This window comes from Christiangramia portivictoriae DSM 23547, assembly GCF_000423045.1.
In the GTDB taxonomy this organism is placed as follows: Bacteria; Bacteroidota; Bacteroidia; order Flavobacteriales; family Flavobacteriaceae; genus Christiangramia; species Christiangramia portivictoriae.
Map to the genome: position 1 here is coordinate 721,100 of NZ_KE383971.1, position 23,246 is coordinate 744,345.

The 23,246-nt window shown below is 32.6% G+C and carries 22 protein-coding genes; 16 read left to right on the forward strand and 6 right to left on the reverse strand.

Annotated features, from left to right (window positions below):
* The first annotated feature begins 4 nt into the window (after positions 1-4).
* From G529_RS0111700 to G529_RS0111750, 11 genes are all read left to right on the forward strand, one after another.
* A complete protein-coding gene (locus tag G529_RS0111700; RefSeq protein ID WP_026915709.1) occupies positions 5-643 on the forward strand; it encodes a metallophosphoesterase family protein in 639 nt (212 codons plus the stop codon).
* On the forward strand, positions 643-1,617 hold the full coding sequence (locus G529_RS0111705; protein ID WP_035695972.1) for an ATP-grasp domain-containing protein: 975 nt from the start codon (positions 643-645) through the stop codon (positions 1,615-1,617). Before G529_RS0111700 ends, G529_RS0111705 begins: the two co-directional genes overlap by 1 nt.
* A complete protein-coding gene (locus G529_RS0111710; RefSeq protein WP_026915711.1) occupies positions 1,614-2,426 on the forward strand; it encodes an NAD-dependent epimerase/dehydratase family protein in 813 nt (270 codons plus the stop codon). Before G529_RS0111705 ends, G529_RS0111710 begins: the two co-directional genes overlap by 4 nt.
* A complete protein-coding gene (locus tag G529_RS0111715; RefSeq protein ID WP_026915712.1) occupies positions 2,423-2,971 on the forward strand; it encodes an acyltransferase in 549 nt (182 codons plus the stop codon). Before G529_RS0111710 ends, G529_RS0111715 begins: the two co-directional genes overlap by 4 nt.
* On the forward strand, positions 2,961-3,968 hold the full coding sequence (neuB, locus tag G529_RS0111720) for an N-acetylneuraminate synthase (protein ID WP_026915713.1): 1,008 nt from the start codon (positions 2,961-2,963) through the stop codon (positions 3,966-3,968). Before G529_RS0111715 ends, neuB begins: the two co-directional genes overlap by 11 nt.
* Positions 3,965-5,128 carry a UDP-N-acetylglucosamine 2-epimerase gene (gene neuC / locus G529_RS0111725; protein WP_026915714.1) on the forward strand — a complete coding sequence of 388 codons (1,164 nt, stop codon included), beginning with the start codon at positions 3,965-3,967 and terminating at the stop codon, positions 5,126-5,128. Before neuB ends, neuC begins: the two co-directional genes overlap by 4 nt.
* Complete coding sequence (locus tag G529_RS0111730; protein ID WP_026915715.1) at positions 5,125-6,162, forward strand: nucleotidyltransferase family protein; 1,038 nt, start codon at positions 5,125-5,127, stop codon at positions 6,160-6,162. The genes neuC and G529_RS0111730 overlap by 4 nt, the downstream gene beginning before the upstream one ends.
* Positions 6,162-6,845 carry an acylneuraminate cytidylyltransferase family protein gene (locus G529_RS0111735; protein ID WP_026915716.1) on the forward strand — a complete coding sequence of 228 codons (684 nt, stop codon included), beginning with the start codon at positions 6,162-6,164 and terminating at the stop codon, positions 6,843-6,845. The genes G529_RS0111730 and G529_RS0111735 overlap by 1 nt, the downstream gene beginning before the upstream one ends.
* 96 nt (positions 6,846-6,941) lie before the next feature.
* Positions 6,942-7,730, forward strand: coding sequence for a phytanoyl-CoA dioxygenase family protein (locus G529_RS0111740; protein WP_026915717.1), 789 nt, complete (start codon positions 6,942-6,944; stop codon positions 7,728-7,730).
* A 27-nt stretch (positions 7,731-7,757) separates the two neighbouring features.
* On the forward strand, positions 7,758-9,131 hold the full coding sequence (locus tag G529_RS0111745; RefSeq protein ID WP_026915718.1) for a hypothetical protein: 1,374 nt from the start codon (positions 7,758-7,760) through the stop codon (positions 9,129-9,131).
* Positions 9,132-9,159: 28 nt separating this feature from the next.
* Positions 9,160-9,792: a hypothetical protein gene (locus G529_RS0111750; RefSeq protein WP_026915719.1), complete on the forward strand. Its 633-nt coding sequence runs from the start codon at positions 9,160-9,162 to the stop codon at positions 9,790-9,792.
* Positions 9,793-9,849: 57 nt separating this feature from the next.
* Here G529_RS0111750 and G529_RS15805 read toward each other — a convergent pair whose 3' ends face one another.
* From G529_RS15805 to G529_RS0111765, 3 genes are all read right to left on the reverse strand, one after another.
* Complete coding sequence (locus tag G529_RS15805) at positions 9,850-10,866, reverse strand: hypothetical protein (RefSeq protein WP_169513790.1); 1,017 nt, start codon at positions 10,864-10,866, stop codon at positions 9,850-9,852.
* A 13-nt stretch (positions 10,867-10,879) separates the two neighbouring features.
* Entirely contained in the window at positions 10,880-12,331 is a 1,452-nt protein-coding gene (locus G529_RS0111760; protein ID WP_026915720.1) for an MBOAT family O-acyltransferase, read from the reverse strand.
* 343 nt (positions 12,332-12,674) lie between these two features.
* A complete protein-coding gene (locus tag G529_RS0111765; protein WP_245566919.1) occupies positions 12,675-13,760 on the reverse strand; it encodes a thrombospondin type 3 repeat-containing protein in 1,086 nt (361 codons plus the stop codon).
* Positions 13,761-14,000: 240 nt separating this feature from the next.
* Here G529_RS0111765 and G529_RS15810 point away from each other — a divergent pair, with 240 nt between their 5' ends.
* From G529_RS15810 to G529_RS0111790, 5 genes are all read left to right on the forward strand, one after another.
* Positions 14,001-15,455, forward strand: a complete 1,455-nt coding sequence (locus tag G529_RS15810; RefSeq protein ID WP_051201426.1) for a PhoX family protein — start codon at positions 14,001-14,003, stop codon at positions 15,453-15,455.
* Positions 15,456-15,479: 24 nt separating this feature from the next.
* The gene (locus tag G529_RS0111775) at positions 15,480-17,315 is read left to right on the forward strand and encodes a cytochrome-c peroxidase (protein ID WP_245566920.1); all 1,836 of its coding nucleotides are present in this window, start codon (positions 15,480-15,482) and stop codon (positions 17,313-17,315) included.
* A gap of 122 nt (positions 17,316-17,437) precedes the next feature.
* Positions 17,438-18,337, forward strand: a complete 900-nt coding sequence (locus G529_RS0111780; RefSeq protein ID WP_026915723.1) for a glycosyltransferase family 2 protein — start codon at positions 17,438-17,440, stop codon at positions 18,335-18,337.
* A 198-nt stretch (positions 18,338-18,535) separates the two neighbouring features.
* Positions 18,536-19,648, forward strand: coding sequence for a glycosyltransferase family 4 protein (locus tag G529_RS0111785; RefSeq protein WP_026915724.1), 1,113 nt, complete (start codon positions 18,536-18,538; stop codon positions 19,646-19,648).
* A 120-nt stretch (positions 19,649-19,768) separates the two neighbouring features.
* Positions 19,769-20,482 (forward strand): FkbM family methyltransferase, encoded by a 714-nt coding sequence (locus G529_RS0111790; RefSeq protein ID WP_026915725.1) that lies wholly within the window; start codon positions 19,769-19,771, stop codon positions 20,480-20,482.
* Positions 20,483-20,531: 49 nt separating this feature from the next.
* Here the strand turns inward: G529_RS0111790 and G529_RS16225 are convergent, their stop codons facing one another.
* The 3 genes from G529_RS16225 to G529_RS0111805 all read right to left on the reverse strand — a co-directional run bounded on the left by G529_RS16225 (position 20,532) and on the right by G529_RS0111805 (position 23,105).
* Positions 20,532-21,278: a class I SAM-dependent methyltransferase gene (locus G529_RS16225; RefSeq protein ID WP_026915726.1), complete on the reverse strand. Its 747-nt coding sequence runs from the start codon at positions 21,276-21,278 to the stop codon at positions 20,532-20,534.
* A 155-nt stretch (positions 21,279-21,433) separates the two neighbouring features.
* Positions 21,434-22,312: a GNAT family N-acetyltransferase gene (locus G529_RS16230; RefSeq protein WP_026915727.1), complete on the reverse strand. Its 879-nt coding sequence runs from the start codon at positions 22,310-22,312 to the stop codon at positions 21,434-21,436.
* A complete protein-coding gene (locus tag G529_RS0111805) occupies positions 22,299-23,105 on the reverse strand; it encodes a polysaccharide deacetylase family protein (protein ID WP_035695978.1) in 807 nt (268 codons plus the stop codon). Before G529_RS0111805 ends, G529_RS16230 begins: the two co-directional genes overlap by 14 nt.
* Between the last annotated feature and the right edge of the window lie 141 nt (positions 23,106-23,246).

Genomic DNA, 23,246 nt, shown 5'->3' on the forward strand with positions numbered 1-23,246 from the left:
TAAAATGACATATTTAATTTTTTCAGATATCCACGGGAATCTTCCGGCTTTTGAAGCTGTTTTACATCATGAGTCAAACGTTGAGGGTTACATTAATTTGGGTGACGTAGTAAATTATGGGCCCTGGAGTAATGAATGTGTACAAATTATAGATTCCCTTCATAATTGTTATAATATAATTGGTAACCACGAAACTTATTTCAAATCAGGCATATGTGATGTTGAAAATCAACTAGTGCAATCTTTTTTTAACCAAACTTTTAAATCCTTTAAGGAAAATTCTAAAATAAAAAAATATGAAACAAGCATTAATTTAGAGGGATTTGAACTAGTTCATACATTAAATCAAAAGGAGTACATATTTCGAGATTCACAAATAGAAGTTCATAAGAATACAATGTTGGGGCATTCTCACCAGCAGTACTTACGATATTTTGGAGATAAACTTCTTCTAAACCCAGGCAGTATAGGACAAAATAGAAAATTCATTAATCTAAGTAATTATGCTCTATGGAATATTGATACTGGGGAAATTCAATTGAAAATGAAAAAATATAATATAGATCACCTACTGGATAAAATGAGAGAGGAAGATTATCCTAAAGAGTGTCTGGCGTATTATAATAATAAAAAACGATATTAATGGTATATAATGTTGGTATAACAGGGACGGGAAGCTTAATAGGTCAAGGCATAATCAAAAGTATTCAGGATGATTCGATTTCAGAGAAATGCCACTTAGTAGGGTTTGATTATTTTGAAAATACGGTGGGATCATTTTGGTGCCACAAAAATTATATATTACCAGATATATTAAAGTCAGAAGTTACTGAAGATCAATGGTTAGGTGAATTATTAGAAACTATTAAGCAGGAAAGAATTCAAATACTATTCATTGGAGTGGATTTTGAACTACCAATTTTGGCAAAGCATAGGGAATCTATAAGGGAAAAATACGGATGTGAGGTGATAGTTAGTAGTCCAGATGTTATTAGAATTGGTAATGATAAGTTTAATACTTATGAATTTCTAAAAGAGCATAACCTCTACTATCCTAAGACTTCAATAGCCAAGGAAACTATTTCCGATGAAATTGAATATCCAGTAATTATGAAACCACGTGTAGGAGCAAGGAGCGTAGGTGTTTATAAAATCAAAAACCAAAATGATTTTAAAGATAAGATTGGTAAAGTAAACGGAGCAATTATCCAAGAGTTAATTGGGGATGATTATACAGAATACACTTGTGGTATTCTATGCATTGAAGGAGAAATTAAAGGAAGTATTATTTTAAATAGAAGTTTAAAAGGAGGAAATACATTCACAAGTGAGTATAGAAAAGATTATCCGGAAATTATAATAGAATATATAGAAGAAATAGCAAAGAATCTGAAGCCACATGGATCTTGCAATTTACAGCTTCGACTTGGCACTGATGGGATCCCAAAACTTTTTGAAATTAATCCCAGGCACTCTGGTACAACCTATATGAGGACATTATTTGGATATAAAGAAGTGGTGTTTTTGCTTAAGTATTATCTGGAAAAAACTGAGATTTCTTTTGACCTGAAGCCAGGAAAAGCTCTCCGTTTCTACCAAGAAAAACTCATTAAATGAAAATTTTAATTTTAGGAGTAAGTGGGTTTATAGGGGGAAATCTATATAAGAAATTGAGCGAGAAAGCAACTGTTTATGGTCTATCTCGTTCTAAGGTGGCCCTGGAAAGATGTAAGACAGCTGATTTTTCAAAGGAATTTAATATCGACAAATTATTTCCTAATATTAAGTTTGACGTTGTTATAAATTTGGCTTCTGTAATGGCAAATAGCAAGAATTTACAGGATTTGGAAGATTTGCTCATTGGAAACATCAAAATGACGGGTAATATAATCGAAGCCTTAAGGTCTCAACCAAATAGTTATCTTATCAATTTTTCTAGTACAGCAGTCTACCCTAACATCACGGGAATTTTTACTGAGGCATCGATTGTAGACCCCTCAAAAAATACAGATGCTTTATACGGCTTGTCTAAGTTTAATAGCGAAGTTCTTTTTAATTATTTGCTTTCGGAAGGACAAAAAGTAATTCACCTTAGAACTTCATATGTTTATGGTGAAGGAATGGATGAAACTAGAATTCATAAAATGTTTGAGAAGGAACTCAAAGCTAAAAATACTATTACCATTTTTGGAAATGGAGAAAGGATGATTCCTCAAGTGAGTATTTCTTACCTAGTTGAAAAAGTTTCATTTATAATACAAAACAAACCTGTGGGGATTAAGAATTTGGTTGAAGAGAATATTCTTTTACAGGATTATGCCAAGCGTTTAGTTGACAAATTTGGTAATGAAAAGAGCACTTTAATTTTTGTAGAAAAGGGCAACCGTCAAAAATTTCAAGTAGAATCTATAAATCACGAAAAATGATTAAACACTTAAAGTATATACTTACGGGGCCTAAAATAGGTCCAGATATGTATTTTACTCATTGGTTATTATTTTTCAAACCTTTAAGAATATTGTTTCAGAAGAAAAAAATAAAGAAAATTGGCGAGAATTCTGAAATAAGGCCTTACTGTACCATTATAGGTACAAATAATGTAATAATTGGAAAGAATGTTATTATTCCGCCGGGTACAACGTTGGTCACTTTACCCAGTAATAAGGAGGCAATAATTAATATTGAAGACGACGTTTTATTGGGGCCCAATGTTGCAATTTATTGTAGTACTCATAACTTTGAAAACATTAAAGTTCCAATAAAATCTCAGGGATATAAGGTTGCTTCAGTCAATTTAAAATCAGGCTGTTGGATAGGCATAAACTCTGTGATTTTACCTGGAGTTACAATCGGTAAAAATAGTGTTGTGGGTGCAAATTCTTTAGTTAACAGGGATATTCCAGATTATTGTATAGCTGTAGGTTCACCCGCGAAAGTAATTAGAAATCTAAATACGGAAAATGAGAAATAAAGTAATAATCATTGCTGAAGCAGGCGTAAACCATAATGGTGACATATCTATTGCCAAGAAGTTGATTGAAGCAGCTGCCATTGCGAAAGCTGACTATGTAAAGTTTCAGACTTTCATTGCAGAGGAAGTAATAAGTAAGAATGCTGTAAAAGCTGATTATCAAATAGAAAATACCGGAAATAGTGGAGAATCACAGTTGGAAATGGTTAAAAAGTTACAGCTGTCACCAGAAATGCATTTGGAGCTTATATCTCATTGCAATAAACATGATATTAAATTTCTATCCACAGCTTTTGATTTAAAAAGTATTGAGCATTTAGAAGGTTATAAATTGGGATTGTTTAAAATCCCTTCGGGTGAAATTACTAATTTGCCTTATTTAGAAAAGATTGCCGCTGCCAATTACCCTCATTATGTTATGTCTACTGGTATGGCAAATCTGAGCGATATAGAAAATGCTCTAGGAATTCTTTTGAATCAAGGTATTTCTAGAAAGAATATTACTATTCTGCATTGCAATACAGAATATCCTACACCTATGCTGGATGTAAATCTTAAGGCAATGAACACCATTGCTTCAGCCTTTCAAACGCCGGTTGGATACTCAGATCATACCTTAGGTATAGAAGTACCCATAGCTGCTGTGGCTATGGGAGCAAGTGTTATTGAAAAGCATTTTACTTTGGATAAAACAATGGAAGGCCCTGATCATAAGGCTTCTTTAGAGCCTTCGGAACTTACCGCTATGGTCTCAGCTATAAGAAATATAGAATTGGCACTGGGTGATGGTATAAAAGCACCCTCGGCCTCAGAAATTAAAAATATTCCTATCGCACGTAAGAGTCTTGTGGCGAAAAAAGATATATCAGCCGGAGATATCTTTACTATAGATAATCTTGGAGTGAAGAGGCCTGGTAATGGTATTTCACCAATGCAGTTTCATAATTATATTGGTACCGTCGCAACGAAAGATTATAAAGAAGATAGTTTGATATGAGAAAAATGGCTGTCATCACAGGTACGCGTGCGGAATATGGTTTGCTGAGACCTCTTATTGATTTAATCTCAAATTCTGAGGATACTGAGTTGTGTCTTATGGCTACAGGAATGCATCTTTCTCCAGAATTTGGTTTTACTATTAAAGAGATACTAAATGATGGATTTCATGTTGAGAAAGAAATTGAAATACTCTTATCTTCTAATTCTGGAATAGGAGTAGCCAAATCTATGGGGCTGGCCATGATATCTTTCTCCGAAGCTTTAAAGGATACGGCTCCTGATGTAGTTATAGTTCTTGGTGATAGGTCAGAGATATTTGCAGCTGTTACTGCTGCGTATATTTTAGGTATCCCCGTGGCCCATATATCAGGTGGAGAAACTACAGAAGGAGCGTATGACGAAGGTATAAGGCATGGTATTACAAAGATGAGTTATTTCCATTTTCCATCTACCCATGAATATGCAAAAAGAATAATTCAACTTGGAGAAGATCCTGCTAGAGTTCGAAATGTGGGTGCAATGAGCCTGGACAGTATAAAGAAATTATCTCTGCTCGAAAAGACCGATTTCGAGAAGAGCATAAATTTTAAGGTTGATAACCGGACTATACTTCTTACTTATCATCCGGTGACCCTTGAAAATAAATCTAGCAGAGAACAATTTGAATGTGTTTTAACGGCTCTTGATGATGTAAAAGATTTACGTATTATTTTTACAAAACCAAATTCTGATAAAGGTGGTAGGGAAATCATAGAAATGATAGACAATTACGTGCAATTTGGTAAGCATCCATCAGCTGCATTTATTTCATTAGGGCAATTACGGTATCTTTCTGCTCTTAAACACGTAGTTTTAGTAATTGGGAATTCTTCAAGCGGTCTCGTAGAAGTACCACATTTTAATATTCCGACGATAAATATTGGTAATAGGCAGCGCGGAAGATTAATGCCTGAAACTGTAATGCAATCTTCTTTAAACAGTACGGAAATAAGTGATAAAATCGAAATAGCCCTCTCGGCAGAATTCAAGAAGTCCTTAAAGAAATTTAAAAATCCTTATGGGGATGGAACTGCAAGTGAACAAATATTTTCAATTTTAAAAAATAAAGAAAATATTGATTTGTCTAAAAAATTCTATGATTTAGATTATAAAATATGAAAGATATAATAATCCAACAAAAAGATCCAATACTTTCTGCCCTGAAACGCTTAAACACCATACGAGATGTAAGTAGGTTAATCTTATTTGTAGAAAATGAAAGAAATGAAATAATTGGCTCCCTTACCGATGGAGATATTAGACGATCTCTAGCGGAAAGTGCAGATTTAAGCATTCCTGTAGGAGAAATTTGCAACAGAAACTTTACCTACATCGGATCAAATGATTTCAATCCAGATTTAAAAATTTTCCGAAAGAAAAATCTTCTTATAATTCCAGTCCTAGATAAGGATAGGAAAATGACAAATGTTTTAGACTTGGAAAAAATTAAGGCCATGCTTCCTTTGGAATGTATGATAATGGCGGGAGGGCGAGGTAAAAGATTAAGTCCTCTTACAGATTCTGTTCCGAAACCGATGTTGCCCCTTGGATCAAAGCCTATAATAGAGCATAATATTGATAGGTTGATTTCTTTTGGAATTCAAAAAATTTATATCTCTGTAAAGTATCTTGGAAATCAAATAAAAGAATATTTCGGTGATGGAAGTAGTAAAGGAATTGCCATAGAATATATTTGGGAAGATGAACCTTTAGGAACAGCCGGTGCTCTATCTTTGGTAGATAGGTTTGATTCGAATCATGTATTATTAATGAACAGTGATTTATTTACTGACGTAGATTTTGAAGACTTATATCTGGATTTGATAAATCAAAATGCCGATATGGCGGTGGCATCTACAGAGTATAAAGTGGATGTGCCATATGCCGTTTTTGAAACTGAGGAGAATAAGGTTGTCAATTTTAAGGAAAAGCCTTCTTACGTTTATCATTCAAATGCAGGTATTTATATTCTAAAAAGAGAATTAATAGAAAAAATTCCCAAAAATGAATTTTTTGATATTACCGATCTAATGGAAAATTTAGTAGAAGAAGGAGGAAAACTCGTACATAATCCAATTACAGGTTTTTGGATAGATATTGGTAGTCCGGTAGATTATAAGCAAGCGCAAGAATTTGTAAAACATATTGAATAATGTTAGTAATTATTCCTGCGAGAGGGGGGTCTAAAGGTGTTCCTGGAAAAAATATAAAGGAATTAGGGGGTAAACCTTTAATTCAATATACCATCGAAGCTGCTAAAGAGCTTTTTGAAGATAGTCAGATAATTATTAGTACGGATTGCAATGATATAAAGGAAACTGTTGAAAATTTTGGTTTGAAGGTTCCTTTCTTGCGTCCTGCGCATTTAGCAACCGATACGGCAGGTACATATGAGGTGCTCTTACATGCATTAAAATACGCTGAAAATTATGGGTTTAATCCTGAAACCCTTTTACTATTACAACCTACTTCTCCATTTAGAAATGCAGCGCATATAAGAGAAGCCGTAGAATTATATAATTCACTTAAGTCAGAATTGGAAATGCTGGTATCGGTTAAAGAAACAAAAGCTAATCCTTATTATTTACTTAAGGAAGAAAACGAAAATGGATTCTTAGAGAACTCTAAGATCGGAAATTTTACTCGTAGACAGGATTGTCCTAAGGTTTGGGAGTTGAATGGAGCCATTTACATTATTAATGTAGCTAGTTTAAAGAAAAAAACAATAAGCGATTTTAAAAATGTGAAAAAATTTGTGATGGATGAATATTCTTCACATGATATTGATACGATGATGGATTGGAAATTTGCTGAATTTTTAATTTCTAATATATAAATATTACTTTAAAAATAACTTTTTGTTAATGCATCTTTAATATGATTTTGGATAATTATATTTGTAAATGATATCCGAAAATCTAAAGTATAAAGAATGAATTACAATAAAATCCTTAAGTCTACGAAGGTTGAACTAAATAATCTTCGATTAGATATACTTAACTCAGACAAATTTATAACTTCTAAAGAGGAGGAAGAGATTGTTAAATCAATAGAAGAAAAAGGTTATTGTGTATTAGAGAGCTTTTATCCAAAAGAATGGTGTGAAAAAGCAAAAAATGAAATAGATCGCTTAATCTTAGCTTACAATAAACAAATTTGGAAGGATGAAGCAGAATCGGATCATCGAATTTTTGGTGCAGACAGAGTTAGTCCTTTTATTAAAAACTATTATGAAGATTCAAAGCTTTTATCTTTATTACAAACCTATGAAGGCAGGGAGGTGAAAGATGGATTTACTTTAGGCGCTAAATTAGAGGCGGCAGAAGGAAATAAAGGTTCCGGTGGGGGGTGGCATAGAGATCATCCGAATGTAAAACAATCCAAATCTATTGTTTATCTAACGGATGTAAGTTTAGAGAATGGACCATTTCAATATATTGAGGCCAGTCATACTTCTAAAATCCTTTATAGAGATTCTTTTAATTATAAATATGACCAGTTTCAGAATCGATTTACAGAAGAAGAAATACAACGTCTTCTTGATAAAGAACCTGAAAGGCTTAAAACATTTACAGCCTCAGCAGGTACTGTAATATTAACTGATACTCGGGGAATCCATAGAGGTAAACCTATAGAGGATGGATTTCGCTATGCTTTAACTAACTATTTATGGATGCATTCCAACATCCCCTCACATATAGCTAAAACCTTAGTTGGTTAAATTCTTAGCATTTCAGAATAAGAATTTATGAATAGAGAAGAATTTGTTAACTGGGTTAATAACCTAGAAAATAGTTACCCTGTAAATGAATGGCTTATTAATGAAGTACAGGTATGGCCACTGATTAAGGTTAAATTATTATTTTATTCTGGTAAAACCACTATAAAAAAACAAAAGGGCTTGTCAAAATGGCAAAAACTCTTGAATTCAGTTAAAGGCGGTATTGATTACATTAATCTAACTGTAAAAGCTAAATCAAAACATTCTACTGTTTTGTATTCTATCGCTCCTCATTTTCGGTTTCTTAATGAGGATAAAATATATGTGAATAGGTATTATAATCAGTTAATAAGGAAATCCTTAATCTCAGAAAATAAAGATTTTAGAATATTTGACTACGGCGAAGTTGAACCTGATTATAAATTGAATACTGATTATGTAGAAAAAACAATTTTTTTAGGGAACTTAAAATATTTTGCTCTATTTAGGAGGGATTTATCTGTAGCATTTAAAAAAGAAGATATTCATTTGCCTGAATTTGATGACTTCTTAAAAGAGATAACTAATAAAATTGGCCCAAATTCAATTAATAGACGCTCAATTTTAAAGCAAGTTGTTTATATTGAAAAGCTAAAAGACATTTATATAAAACTTCTTGTAAAACTTAAAGTTGAAGAAGTTTATATTCTTTGTTATTATGTATCTGAAATGTATGCTATGGCAATGGCTGCAAATCAACTTGGAATTAGTAGTTGCGATATTCAACACGGAGGTCAGGGCAGGCTTCATTTGGCTTATAGTGGTTTCAATAGTATTCCTGAAAATGGTTATAAACTTCTACCAAAAAGATTTTGGGTTTGGGATAAAGATTCCTATCTCGAAATTGAAAAATGGATTGCTAAGCAAAATTATCATGAGGTATTCATTAATGGCAATCCATGGATCGAATATTGTGTGAAGCAATATACTTCTAAAGTAAATACTAATAAAAAAATTATATTGTATACAATGCAACCTGTCGGTGAGCATTTACTAGATCCTTATATTATTGAAGCTATAGATAAAACCCCACCAGATTATATTTGGTGGCTAAGACTTCATCCCAGGCAATTAAAGCAAAAAGCAGAGCTAAATATTCTATTGGCTAAATATAGTTTATTGGATAAGGTTAATATCGAAGATGCAACTAGATTACCTCTACCCGGTATTTTAATTAAAACGCATATACATCTTTCAAAATATTCTGGATCTATCTTAGAGGCTTATTTAATGAAAGTAAAAACTATAATTTTGAGTGACATTGGAGTAGAAAGTTTTCCTAATGTTGTGGAATCTGACTATGGTATTATTAATAAAGAAAAAGATGCAAACAAATTATTAGATCAAATAAGAAATATTTAAAGATAAATAAGGTTTTTGGGAATTGAAGATGGAAAATAAACTTATTGAAATTAAAAAATATATCTATCGGAGTGCGGTAGGATTTGAGAATAAAATTAAATATGGCAAAAATGGCCCTGAATTTGGCGAATTAATATATATAAACCCCCAGGAACATGATACTTATCTGTCGTTCAAACACCGTTCATTTTCAGGTCGAATTTTAGAAGGAGATTGGGATTTGCAAGCCCAACAAGGAATTGAAAAAAACATAATTTATCAAGCGTGTATTGAGCATTGGGAATATGATGTTCCATGGGAAGAAACCGGAATTTATGATTTTATGATAAATAAAATCGAAAAATTTGGAGGATTTGTCGATGGTTGCGGGAATTTAAAGGATGTTATAATAAGATATGAGAAATTAGACAATCTATTTCAAGTAATTAAATCATCCCGTACTTTTAAAACACAAAAAGAATTAAATCCTAAGTCATTTAATGAGAATGGAGGTCTTTTGTTTCATATAGGACGAGATGGTAAACCTATTTTTGGAGGTGGTGGAATGCATAGGTTTTCTATGGCTAAAATATTGAAATTAAGGAATATTCCTGCGCAAATAGGAGTGATTCATCCGGATGCAATTGAAGTATGGAAGAAGCATAAAGGGTTAGGTATTTAAAATGCATTTAATAAACTTAGTTTATTATTGTTACTTCAACATTTTAGAATGTTAAGGTTAGTCTGGTAATAAAATTTTTTGCATTGCGGTTCTTTTTGGATGTGTTTCATCAGAAAACTCCCTTGGGCCTAATTTATCTTTTTCTGGATTAAATGATCCATATAATGGGATATTGGAGTGGTTCGCAAATTTTAAAATTTTTTCTTCCTCTTCGTTGATGATAGGAAATTGATTTGTCATTTCTTTATAAACAAGTGGGTGGAATGGGGATAGGACAAAAATTATCTCAATATTATTCTTTTTTATGTCGGCAATTAACGACCGAAACTCGTTCCATTTAGGTTGGAGGGAATTAAAATTCTGGTATCTTTCTACCATACCACCAGCGGTCCAAACTTGTGCACGTTCTTCCACTAATTTAGCAGATATGTTTCGCCTTTGTTTTCCGTAGGTTATGGAACCGTCGGCTATTTTAGTTAGATTTGAGTTTTCTGAAGTGTTCACAGCTAACGGTTCGTGCTTTCCGATTAATTTATCATATAGCGTGGGTAATGAATTTTGGAAATAGGATAAAGAAATGAGTTGATCTATAGTTAATAGGGTTTCGGTTTCGTTAATATTTTTAAAACTGTAATAATATTTGCCTATGGATTTCCATCGAGTACGTTTGTCATCAACCTGAAAGGTCCAAGGGTCTATACCTAAGACTATTTTTTTTGGTAAATTATTAGTGGTTTTGTATAACTCGTAGATGGCAATTAGATCTTCTAAACTTGCTCCACTTACAGAACTATTCATGAATTTTGATTCTGGAAAAAAATCTTTACTTATTTGCATTGCTCTACTAGAACCTATAACGACAACTTCTGGTTTATACTTTAAATTAAAAATAATTTCTTCCTGTAACAATCTTTCATCATAATTTGAAATATTAGTCACATTCTTTCCTGCTGCCAATATTTTCGCTATTTTCTTTTCATAATTTCTATTATAAATATTAGCTGCATCTCCAAAGTAATTGGTAAGTACAATTAGTAGTAGCACTGGTAAACTAAATAAGAATATTTTATTCAAGAAGTATTTCATATTAAAATTGAAAATAAATGAATTGGTTGTTTTCAAAGTTACCGAAAATTAATATTGTAATGATAATGAGGTAATAGAATCCATATCTGGTAGTTCTTTTCCAACTATTCCCGATTTCTTCAATAGCGAATTCCTTTTCTCTGCCAATCCACTCTATGAGCATAAATAGAATGATAAGAATTAAAGTTGTAAGAGCTCCTGTTTTACCCATAAATTCTGGTGAAGAGAAAAGGGATTTTGAGAAAACACCTGATAAATAACTTATAGCATGACTTATGTTTTCAGCTCTAAAGAAGATCCATGCAAGTACGGTAAGTCCAAAAGTAGTAAGAATAGAAGTTATCTCTTTTATGTTGGGGAAATTTCTATCTTCCGCAACATTTCCTAAGTGATGGCGGTTCTTTTTTGCTAATAAAAGTGGAAGAAAATAAATTGCATTTAAAGCCCCCCAAACTAAGAAAGTCCAGTTTGCTCCATGCCAAAAACCACTCACAAGAAAAATTATAAAAGTATTTCTTATTTTCATCCATAACCCCCCGCGGCTTCCTCCTAATGGTATATAAAGATAATCCCGAAACCAGGTAGAAAGAGAAATGTGCCATCTCCTCCAAAATTCCGCCATGTCACGTGAGAAATATGGAAAGGCAAAATTTTTCATTAAATCAAATCCAAAAAGCCGGGATGTACCTATTGCAATATCAGAATAACCCGAAAAGTCACCATAGATTTGGAAAGTAAAAAACAAAGCGCCAAGTAAAAGTGTACTACCGTTATAGTTGGCTGAATCATTAAAAATAAGATTCGCATATTTTGCGCAATTATCGGCAATCACAATTTTTTTGAACAGACCCCATAGTATTTGTTTTAATCCATTAACAGCCAGAGCATAATCAAAGTGTCTTTTTTTATAGAATTGGGGTAGTAAATGAGTAGCTCTTTCAATAGGTCCCGCGACTAATTGAGGAAAAAAACAAACAAAAGCTGAAAAAGCTATTATGTCTTTCGTAGGTTCGAGTCTACCTTTGTATACATCTATTGTGTAACTAAGAGTTTGGAAGGTATAAAAACTAATTCCTACAGGTAAAATTATTTCAAGAGTATTAAAACCAATAGTCGACTGGATTCCTGGGATCAAATCATACAATGAATCAAGAAAAAAATTGTAATATTTAAATACGCCTAAAAACCCCAGATTTACTATAATACTGGTCCAAAGTAATGCTTTTCTTTTTAATCGATTTTCCTCAGTTTTCAGTAAACGGCCCACCGTGTAATCTATGAAAGTACTAAAAATTATTAAAGATAAAAATCTCCAATCCCACCATCCATAAAAAATATAACTCGCTAGAACGATTAGAAGATTTTGTATTTTTAAATTTTTCCCGGTAACAAACCAATAGAGTATAAATACTACAGGGAGAAAAATGGCGAATTCTAGGGAATTAAAAAGCATTTAATGAAATTTTGGAGGCAAAAATAATATAAAAAGTTTGGAGACAAATCAATTAAATTTTTAATCTGTTTTGTTCTAATTAACTTGCCTTCGGAGGTAGACTTAGTTTGCTTAATCTTAAAAATCCAGTTTTTCCTTTCTTAAGCCGACTGAAGGGCACTGAATGATTTTTTAATAATTTCGGAAATGTAATACAAGCAGTTTAAGTTTTTGGTAGCTACATGAACATAACATTTGAAATAAAGTTTTACCAGTAAATAGAATCATAGCCTAATTAAATTCAAATAAAAAAGCTGTCCCAAATGAAGGTGACAGCTTTTTTATTTTTATATTAAGGTAGAATTTAAATTGGTATATTAGCTTGTCCAGCGCAATCTTGTATTGCCTCCTTTTCATTCTCAGTTATTAACCCTGCTTCAATCCACTCTCTTAATTTGCTGGAAATAGTTCTAGCGAACTGTCCATGATTTTTATAATCCCCAGCCTCAATTTGATCAATAATGTCTGATTTGGTATAGCCTACGCTTTCTGGAATTAGTGAATTTTCTATTCTCGTGTCACAACCATCAATTATTATTGTTTCTTCTATATTGGAATTATCAAAATTATCTTCATCATCATTAACGCCATCATTGTCGTCATCATTATCGCATACATTTCCAGAACCATCTTCATCGTTATCTGCCTGATCAACATTTGGAATTGCTGGACAATTATCTAAATTATCAACGATGCCGTCTGTGTCTTTATCCGGACAAAAGTAAATATCATCAATAAAAATAGAATTATTATATTCCAGAGCAATGCTTGTTACCTCCACAGATTTAATCCCTAAACCAGAAACTTCAAAACTAATAAACTCTGGTTCATCGCCACTAGTCTCTACAGTTTTACTATCTATAACATTCCCACTGGCGTCCTTTGCACTATAAGCCGTTACCGTTATAATGTCGGCATCTTTTGCTCCACCACCCTTATCGCCTGCAATCAGGGAAACAGATAAAACACTTTCCTCAAAGTTTATTAACTTAGATGCCCCATAAGGAAAATCTGATCCTAATAACCCTTTGAAAATATAAGGTTCGTCGGAACGTATTCTCATATCCTGGTTCGTTCCATTTGGACCTGCCTTAAAGGTTATACCTAAAGAAGGGTAATTAATTTGCGGATAGTCCCCTTCATTGATCTCATTGAAATCAATAAAATAACAACCTGTATCATCGGGGGTAAAACTAATTGAAGACTTATTTGCAGGGTTTGATCTTTTTGATTCAATCCACGGACCAATCCCTGCTGGATCAACATTTCCAATTGGTTCGTGAGAAATTTCCATCTCATTCGAATTTAGATTTTCTACTTCCTGTTTCTCGCACCCCTCAAATAATATGATTAATAAGGTCATGAAAATCCCAAACTTTAAATTTTTCACAATTTTTACAATTTTGATTAATAAATAATTACCGAACTTTTAAGAATACAGTGGTATAGTAGAAAAAGGGGGTAGGGATATAGATAAATATATGTTTATAAAATATATACCTTATTTAAAATTGGAAATATTGGATAAAATGATAGTTTTGTTCGATAAAAAGATCAGTTTAAGATAATTATACTCATTTGTGCAAAACTTTATTCTTATTGAATAATATATTAAGTTAAATCTTATAAAATGAAAATTTTTAATAAATATACTATCAACATAATAGGTTTATTTTTTCTCTTCTTTCTGTATTCCTGTAGTGAGGATGAAGCGGTGTTGGCCGAAGAAACTACTGAAGAGCCCGACGAAAATGTTATTGACTCGAAAAAAATGGATAAAATTTTTCAAAATAAATCCCATACCAAGCCACTGGTAAATGTATTTGAAGAATTTTCTTTTTTAGAGGCTTATTCCATGGTGAGCACAGCTGATACGCTTGGTGGAAATTTTAGAATTGGGGGAACGGCAGATGGAGCGGGATTCTTAAAGGATGGAGAGAATTTCATATATGTCGTAAATTTTGAAAGCGACCGATCTATTGGACGTATAAGGTTTGATGAATTTTTGAACCCAGTTTCAGGAGATTATCTCCTTGACGGGGGAGTAGCCGATTATGCCCGACAATGTTCTGCAACTATGTGGGAATCTGCGATAAACGGCGGAGATAAGGATATATTTTTATCTGCTTCAGAATCTTATCACTATCAGGTTAAGGCACTAGACCCTCGAATAGAAATACCAACGCCTACAGCTTCTTTTGGGCTAGAGGCTTTAGGTGAATTCGCCTGGGAGAACGCCGTTCCTCTTCCTCAAAAAACCTATGCAGGGAAAACGGTAATTTTGGGGGGAGATGACGACAGTACAGATTCTGCTGGTCAGGTCGTTCTATATTATTCAGAAAATGGCGATGCAGATCTTGAAAATGGTAAAATATATGTATTAAAAGCAAAACAAGTTTCAGATGGTGCTGGATCGCAGCAGTTAGCTAATAGTGACGAAATTTATACCGAAGCTAGTTTTGATTTTAAAGAAACATATAATGTCGAATTCGTTGAGATTGAAGATGGAAGAAATCTCACTCAGGATGAAATGGAAAAAGCCTGTATCGATGTTTCTGCTATCCAATTTATGCGAGTAGAAGATCTTGATTATCAAAAAGGGACTGATGAGAATGCAAGAAATATTTATTTCGCCGTAACCGGTGGGGGAGGACCTGCATCAGGTACCTATAATGATTGGGGTACAGTTTATAAATTAGAGTTAGATAAGGAGTCACCCTTGAAAGGTAAATTAACTCAAATTGTTAGTGGCAATACCGACTCTAATAACAGAGATGGGAACTTTGATCAATTAGAAAGTCCTGATAACATCTGTGTGACTGAAAATTTTGTATATATCCAGGAGGATCCCAGATCCTTTCTGCGCGGGCATTCAGCATCCATTTATCAAAGTGATCTTAATGGAAATAACATAAAAAAGGTTCTGGAAATGTCTCCTCTTGATGACGGCCGGTTCAAGGGGGAATTTGGCTCCTTAATAGATATTTCTGGTAAGGTAGGAATCGATAACACTTTTATGCTAGCATTAATGCCGAAGAGAGCGGTTAAATCTCAGATTGTTCTCTTGAAAAATCTCCCCAGGTAACTTGTTATCTAATTTCTGACTCTTGTGGATGGTAATAATTTAAAATTAGCTGGATTTTTGTTTAGTATACTTACAAGTTTTCTATTTTTTTCTTGTAAGGAAGATAATAAATATAGCCACATACCTAAAGAAAAATCAGGTCTAAAGGAAGTGCAATGGGAGGAAACAAAACAGCTTTACCTTACATCGCTTCAAGAAGCAAATGATCTTCTTGAGCAATTGGAAAATTATGATCCTGGTGCTCCCCAATCAAAAGAAATTTTCGGGAATTTAAGAAAAGCCTGGAAAATAGCTGAGCCCTTTGCAGCCTATTTAAACCCTGAGGTAGGTCATAGAATAAACGGCCCTGCTTTGCCTGTTTTTATTGAAGACAACCAACGTGTTCTCCCGCCAATTGGCTTACAGAAAATTGAAGAAAGTATTTTTCTGGGAGACACTTCAAAGGAAGATTATCTCAAGGAAGTACAGGTTACTAGAGGTATGATGAATATTTTGCTGGACCAAATGCAAAATAGGAAACTTACTCCAGACAGGTTCTTTATCTCAGTTCACCAACAACTTTTGCGCATTATAAGTTTTTCTATTTCAGGATTTGATACTCCTGTAACTTCAATGGGCCTCACTGAAGCGATCATTTCCCTCGAAAGTTTGGAAGCCGTCTATAATAGTAGTATTCGCCAGATTATAACAAAGAATAATAAAAAACTTGATGATGATTTTCTGGAGTCTATTTGGGAAGCTAATAAATTTCTTGATAGCGATGATTTTCAAAATTTTAACCGATATACTTTCATTAGGGAATACTTCAATCCATTGATGAGTCACTGGGTGAGAATTATTAAAGAGACTGGTTGGAATGGAGATAGTAATTTAGTTTTTAATTTTAAATCACCAACATTTTTTGAGGATGATTCGTTCAATACCAAATTTTTTAGCCCACCTGTAAATAAAAAGTATTCGACTGAACAAATCGAATTAGGAAAAGAGTTGTTTTATGATAGAAATCTTTCTCAGGATAAAAGTATGTCATGTGCAACCTGCCATATTCCTGAAAATGCCTTTGCGGATAGAGTTCAGTTTAATTTGAATAATAAAGAAGAAAAACTTTCCCGAAATACACCTACATTAATTAATTCAATTTATCAAAAAGCCTTTTTTTGGGATGGTAGGTCAAATAGCATTTTAGATCAAGTTTCTGCAGTATTTTCGAATAAGGATGAATTTAATATAGGAGTACATCAGTTTTCCGATGAAATTTTAAATGATTCTATTTACAAGACGAAAATGTCTCAAATTCTACAGGGTTCTAAGGGAACAAGTAAAGATTTAGTCAAAGCAATTTCGGCATATGTGTCCACCTTGAATAGTTTTAATTCAAAGTTTGATCAAAACATAAGAAAGGAGAAAAATACCTACACCAAAACCGAAATAAACGGCTTCAATTTATATATGGGTAAAGCAATGTGTGCAACCTGCCATTTTCTTCCTTTGACAAATGGTACTTTACCGCCGTTTTATAAAATTTCTGAAAGAGAGGTGCTTGGAGTTCCGAAGTCAGCAAGGGAAAATAAATTAGATGATGACTTAGGCTTTTACTGGAAATATCAAGTGGAGATCCATCTAGGTGCATTTAAAACTCCTACTTTACGTAATATTTCAGAGACAGCTCCCTATATGCATAATGGTGTATATAAAACGTTAGAGGAAGTTGTAGATTTTTATAATAAAGGAGGCGGTCGAGGCTTAGGATTTCAAGTCCCAAATCAGACTTTACCTTCTGATGAATTAAAGCTTACACAAAGTGAAATGTCAGATTTAATATCTTTTATGAAAACTTTAAAGGATTTGGAGATTAAATAATTTTAATTTAGCATTAGAGTTTTTAGGCTTTTGTATATACTAACCAATATCGAAAATTTAAAACAAGTACTTATTAAAACTATTAAAGATGAAATATTATAAATTTTAGTTAAAAATTTTAAATGACACCAAAAATCAGTGTTATAATTCCTACTAAAAATAGAAAAGCATCCTTACTACGATGTCTTAATTCTGTTTTTTCTCAAACTTTAAAGCCTTTTGAGGTAATAGTCGTTGATGATGGATCATCCATTAATACTTCAGAATTTGTTTTAAAAAAATTCCCTCAAACCAAGCTAATTACAAATAAAAATTCACATGGCGGAGCTGTGGCCAGAAATCAGGGTGCTATCGCTGCAGAAGGGGATTATATAGCTTTTATTGATAGTGATGATGAGTGGCTTTCAGAACATCTAGCAGGAAAATTAGATTTATTGAATCGTAGTAATGCTGATGGTGTGTTTGGAACCTTTTATCTTTTAAAAGGAGAAGAGGAGGAAGAAATTGTTTTTGAAAAAAATATTTCACATAATAGGAATATTGGAAATGCTATTTTAGATATTAAGCGTTTTGATGCCAGGACTTCAACCTTCTTTTTTAGAAAAGAGGCTTTTAACAATATAAGATTTGATGAGAATTTAAAAAAACATCAAGATTGGGATCTGGCGATTAATTTTGATAATCACTATAAATTTGTTTTAGATGAAACTCCTTCTGTGAAAATTTATGTTGAACAAGGTGAAGATAGAATGAGCCAAAAGCTTCAACACAAGTCGAGCTTTTATTTTATTGATAAAAATTCTAAACATATTGAAGCTAATAACATATTTATGTTTTGCCTTAAACAGATAATGCGTTCACAATTGGCAAACGAATCAAAAGAGATAATTGATAAATATATAATAGTCGCTCAGCCATATTTTAAAAAGTTAAGTATAAGAAATAAGATTTTATTTAGTCTTTTGAAAAACAGGCTATTAAATATTGGGAAGGTTTATAATTTGAGAAGTAAGATTAAATAGTTAGTTAAAATAAGTAATCAACTAATGCCTTGTGCAAGTTAAGAATAAGATTATTTTTGCAAAGCGCCTTACAATATCATAATATACCCTACAAAAAATATTTTTTCAAATTTTAATTTGTCAACTTGGGAATAAAAATTTACCAGAAAAAAAATTCAGAAGACTTGTTTTCTACCTTTTCAAAAATGAAAAGTTAACATGAAGGTTTTACAGTTAGTTACTAGAAGACAATATAGAGGAGCAGAATTATTTGCTGCAGATCTCAGTGCAGAATTAATAAAACTGGGACATCATGTTTTATTTGTAGGTATCTATGAAAATTCGTCAGATGTTTTAGAAGTGGAAGGTGCAATAAATCAAGACCTGGTTCCTGCAAAAACAAATGTATTTTCCATAGAGATTACACGTAAGCTTATTAAATTGATCAATGAGGAGAAACCAGACATTATTCAATGTAATGGTTCAGATACTCTCAAATATACCTATGCGGCTTCTTTTTTTGTTGAGAAAATTCCAATTGTTTATAGAAATATAAGTATTATAAGCGAATGGGTCTCAGACAGGCCCAAAAAAATGATTTATAAACGTATTTTTAATCGAGTTGCGCATGTCACTTCTGTTGGAGATGAAGCGTTGACAGATTTTATAGAAACTTATAATTTTCCACGAAAACATGCAGAAGTAATTCGGAGAGGTATTCCAGTTAAAAGTATAGATAAATTTACTTTTTCAAAAAAATTCAGGCAAGAGTTAGGTTTCGATGATTCTACTAAAATAGCAGTTCATATTGGAAATTTTAGTCCAGAAAAAAACCATGAATTTTTAATAAATGTCTTTAAAGATTTAAGAGTAAATTATCCTGGAATTAAATTAGTATGCGTAGGTAGTGGGATTCTATATGAGAGTGTTAGCAATATCATAAAGGAAAATGGACTGGAGAATACTATTTACCTATTAGGTTTTCGGAAAGATATCCCTGAAATTTTAGCGGCATCTGATTGTTTAGTTTTATGCAGCAAAATAGAAGGTGTACCTGGAGTTATTCTGGAAGCCGGAACTCAAAAAACACCTTCGATAGCTACAAATGTTGGTGGAGTAAAAGAGGCTTTAATCGATGGAGAAACAGGATTTCTTATTGATAATTTTGATATAGAGGAATTTCGTATTAAACTTATCCAATTAATGGAAGATCAGAATTTGAGAGAACGGTTAGGGGAGAATGCTTATGAAATGATATCTAAAGGTTATGATCCAAAGCTTAACGCCAAGAAATTTGAAAAGCTTTATCAAAGGCTTATTAATGAGTATTGAAGTAAGTAGCTGTTTTTTTCTCCATTTTGAGGTTTGTGACCTGGCTTACAGTCATCCTTTCTTTATTAATTATTGTATATGCTGAACCTTAGAAAACATAGTTTCTTAAGACGTAGTAATATGTTTGGAATGCTACTGAGATTACCATTCCTGCTGATTCCTAAAAAAATGGTCATTCCAATACTTTCCGGTCCACTGAGAGGAAAGAAATGGATCGTAGGTTCTCATAATCATAGTGCCTGGCTGGGCACCTATGAAAGAAGTCAGACTTTAACTTTTTTGGATAAATGTAAAGGTCAAAAAATATTTTGGGACTTAGGAGCTCATTCAGGGTATTATACCCTCTTGTTTAAAACTATAAATAGTAACTCAACTATTTATAGTTTTGAACCCATAGAAAGTAATTACATTAATTTTGAAAGACATCTAAAACTTAATAATCTCAACAAAGTATTTTTAATTAAAAAAGCAGTATCAGATAAAGAAGGTAGTTTCAAATTTGCAAGAGGTAATTCTGTAGGAGGCAAGTTAAGTGAAACCGGAGATATGACGGTTCCTGTAGTAAAGTTAAGTAGTTTGCTTAAGAAAGGAGCTATCGAGTTCCCGGATGTAATCAAGATGGATGTTGAAGGAGCAGAACTTCAGGTTCTCGAGGATATTAAATTCATTTTGATGTCTGAAATAAAGCCTATAATTTTTCTTTCCACACATGGTAAATATATTCATGATGCCTGTCTGGATCTTATTAATTCCATGAGCTATAAGATAACACCTATAGATGATAAAAAAATTAATGGGGCTAGGGAATTTTTAATAGAACCACCTTCATTATAAATCTATTTTCCCTAAGCCTATTAAATTCTTGAGACTAATTTTGAGAGAGTCATTTTTTTGTTAAAATTAGTACCAGTTCCTCACCATTTTCCTTAGTAGCCTTAGAATATTTAGCTTTTACTAATCTCCAGATAAAATTTCTAAGGGGCTTTATGTCAATGATCCAGAATTTGTTCTGAGTTAATTTTGAATAAAGTTTGAGGAGGTAAGAAGATTTATAAACGTACTCTACGTGTTTGATTTCCAAGTTAATATTGGCATTCTCTAACTGTTGTTCAAGAATTTCCAGTGTATAATGGCGATAGTGTTTCTCGGATACTGGAAGAACTGTTGTGGGTACTGAAATTATAATCTTTCCACTTTCTTTAATCCGTTTTTCTAAAATTATCAGAAAATTAGTAACCTGCTCATCGGGAACATGTTCTAAAACTTCAATAGCAGTCACTACATCAAACTCTTCCTTTAATTGGTTTGCATCTGTACAATGAAATTCAATATCTGGATGAAATGCCTGAGCAAATTTTATAGGTCTTGGGGAAAGATCGACTCCAACCTTGCGAATGCGATTTCCTAAAAGACCTAAAAACCTCCCTTCGCCACATCCTACGTCCAATATTGAGTCAGGATTAATCTCCTCTACAAGTTCTTTTATTCTCAATAAGTAGGTGAAATATTTAAAACCCCACCCCAATGAACGATGATTTACTACATTGTTTTCACTATCTAAATAAGGTATATGATGGTAAGGGAAAATATATTGATTTTCCTGGTATTCGAACTTTTTTTCTTTTTTCATTTATTTAGATGGAGCTTTGGTTTGCCAGTACTAAGACCTCAATAATTCTTGATAAAACTTCTCTTAGAACAGGTCTTACCAATTCGTTTTTTTAATTTTTTCTGGTAAGACCATAAGCGAAATTACTAATTAAAACTCATAAATTCGAATGAGGATTAAACCGTCCCCTCCAGATCAGCAAGAGAAAATCTTATTTTTTTAATAATATTCGGCTCTCTCTCAGTATAAGTAACCATTACCTTACGGTGCCGTTTAGTGAATAGAAAATTTATTTTTGAAGTCGTATCATTCTTCATAAAATAAACGAACCAGGTACCTTCTATCATACACGCTTTTCTAATAGCCTGATTAATATATAACTCATCCCCACAGTAATCACACAAAATGATAGATTTGATATTTTTTAATTTTGACACTCTATAAATGATATAATTTTCAGTACTTCCAGTGTTAAATTTCTGAATGATGTATCTTTTATCCTGATATCTCCAATTAATAAATTCTGTGGTACCTGCAGAAACGTAATCTTCATGTGAAAATTTTAAATCCCTTGATAAAGAGTTGCCAGATTTGGATTCAAAATCTAGTCTGCTTTTAAGACTAAAGGGGGAAATGACTCCAATATAATATCCATAAACTAATTCTTTCCATCCCATTTTTAAAAATTCTGGATGACTAAATCTATTCGGATTGGCGAAAAGAAATTTGTAATCCTTCTGATAGGATTCTAAGCAAAACTTCATGAGCTTTTTAAAGATGCCTTTACCTCTGTACCTAGGATCTGTACACCCACCAACAGGTCTGGCAGCCTGAATCATTTGTCCGTTATTATAAAAATTGAATGGCAGATAAAAAACAACTGCTACAATTTTTTTATCCATAACTGCGACAGCACCTACAGAGCTACCCCCTGGATAATTGAGGTATTTCCAATCAAAGAACTCATCAGTATTCCTGGGGGTTAGGTTTTGATTTAATAGTTTTAATACGTATTCACGGTCGGTACTATAATTAATAAGTCTATATGCTACCATATCGAATTAATGTAAGGTTGGAAATTAATGAATGTAGTCCTGAAGCTTTGACTTTTAATTCAGATAAAGGCATACCTGCATTGGTTCTAATCCGAGAAATACCCATTGAAGAAATATTAGTTGCATTGATTCTATGATCAAATAGAAATGCCAGTTTTATATGGTTTTTTAATAGTATATCATCTGTCTTTTCAGTTCTATCCCCATTTGGATAAGCAAAGACTTCAAACCCTTCAATCTTCCATTGATCAAATAAAGATTTGGATACCTCCAATTCGTTTTCAATCTCATCATCAGAACAATTATTTAGCATTGGATGATTATGAGTATGACTGCCTATATACATTTTATTTCTTTTCATGTATAGCAGTTCTTCAGAAGTTATTTGCTTTCGTTTTGTTGAGGGAATTTTATTTAAGATTGCGATTCTTTCTTTATTTGTCATTTTTTTCAATGCATTGATGGTTTGGCGAATTTCTTTTGAAGACTCACCCCTTACTTTACCGTTTACCTCAACATCTTTCCACCAAAAATTAACAGTTGTATCTATATAACGAGTTATTATAAAAATACAGCTACTAATTTTATTATTAATTAAAACTGGCAATCCGTTTTCTAAGACATTTCTGTAGCCATCATCAAAGGTTATTAATAATGAATAATTTGGTAGTTTAACATCGTCATTAAGTAATGACTCTCGCAAAGTCTCAATGCTAATAATATTGTAGTGCGATTTAAGGTATTGTATATGACTGGAAAAAATAGTTTTATTGGGAACATCGTGATAAGCCAAAACACGGAGGTTTTTACGAAAATAGAATTTTACTATTCCGCTAATAAAACTCAATATTTGGTAATATAATTTTCTCATGAAGCTGAAAACTGTATAACGTATGATTGAGGATGGTTGAATCGTCTCATAATCACCGAAAAA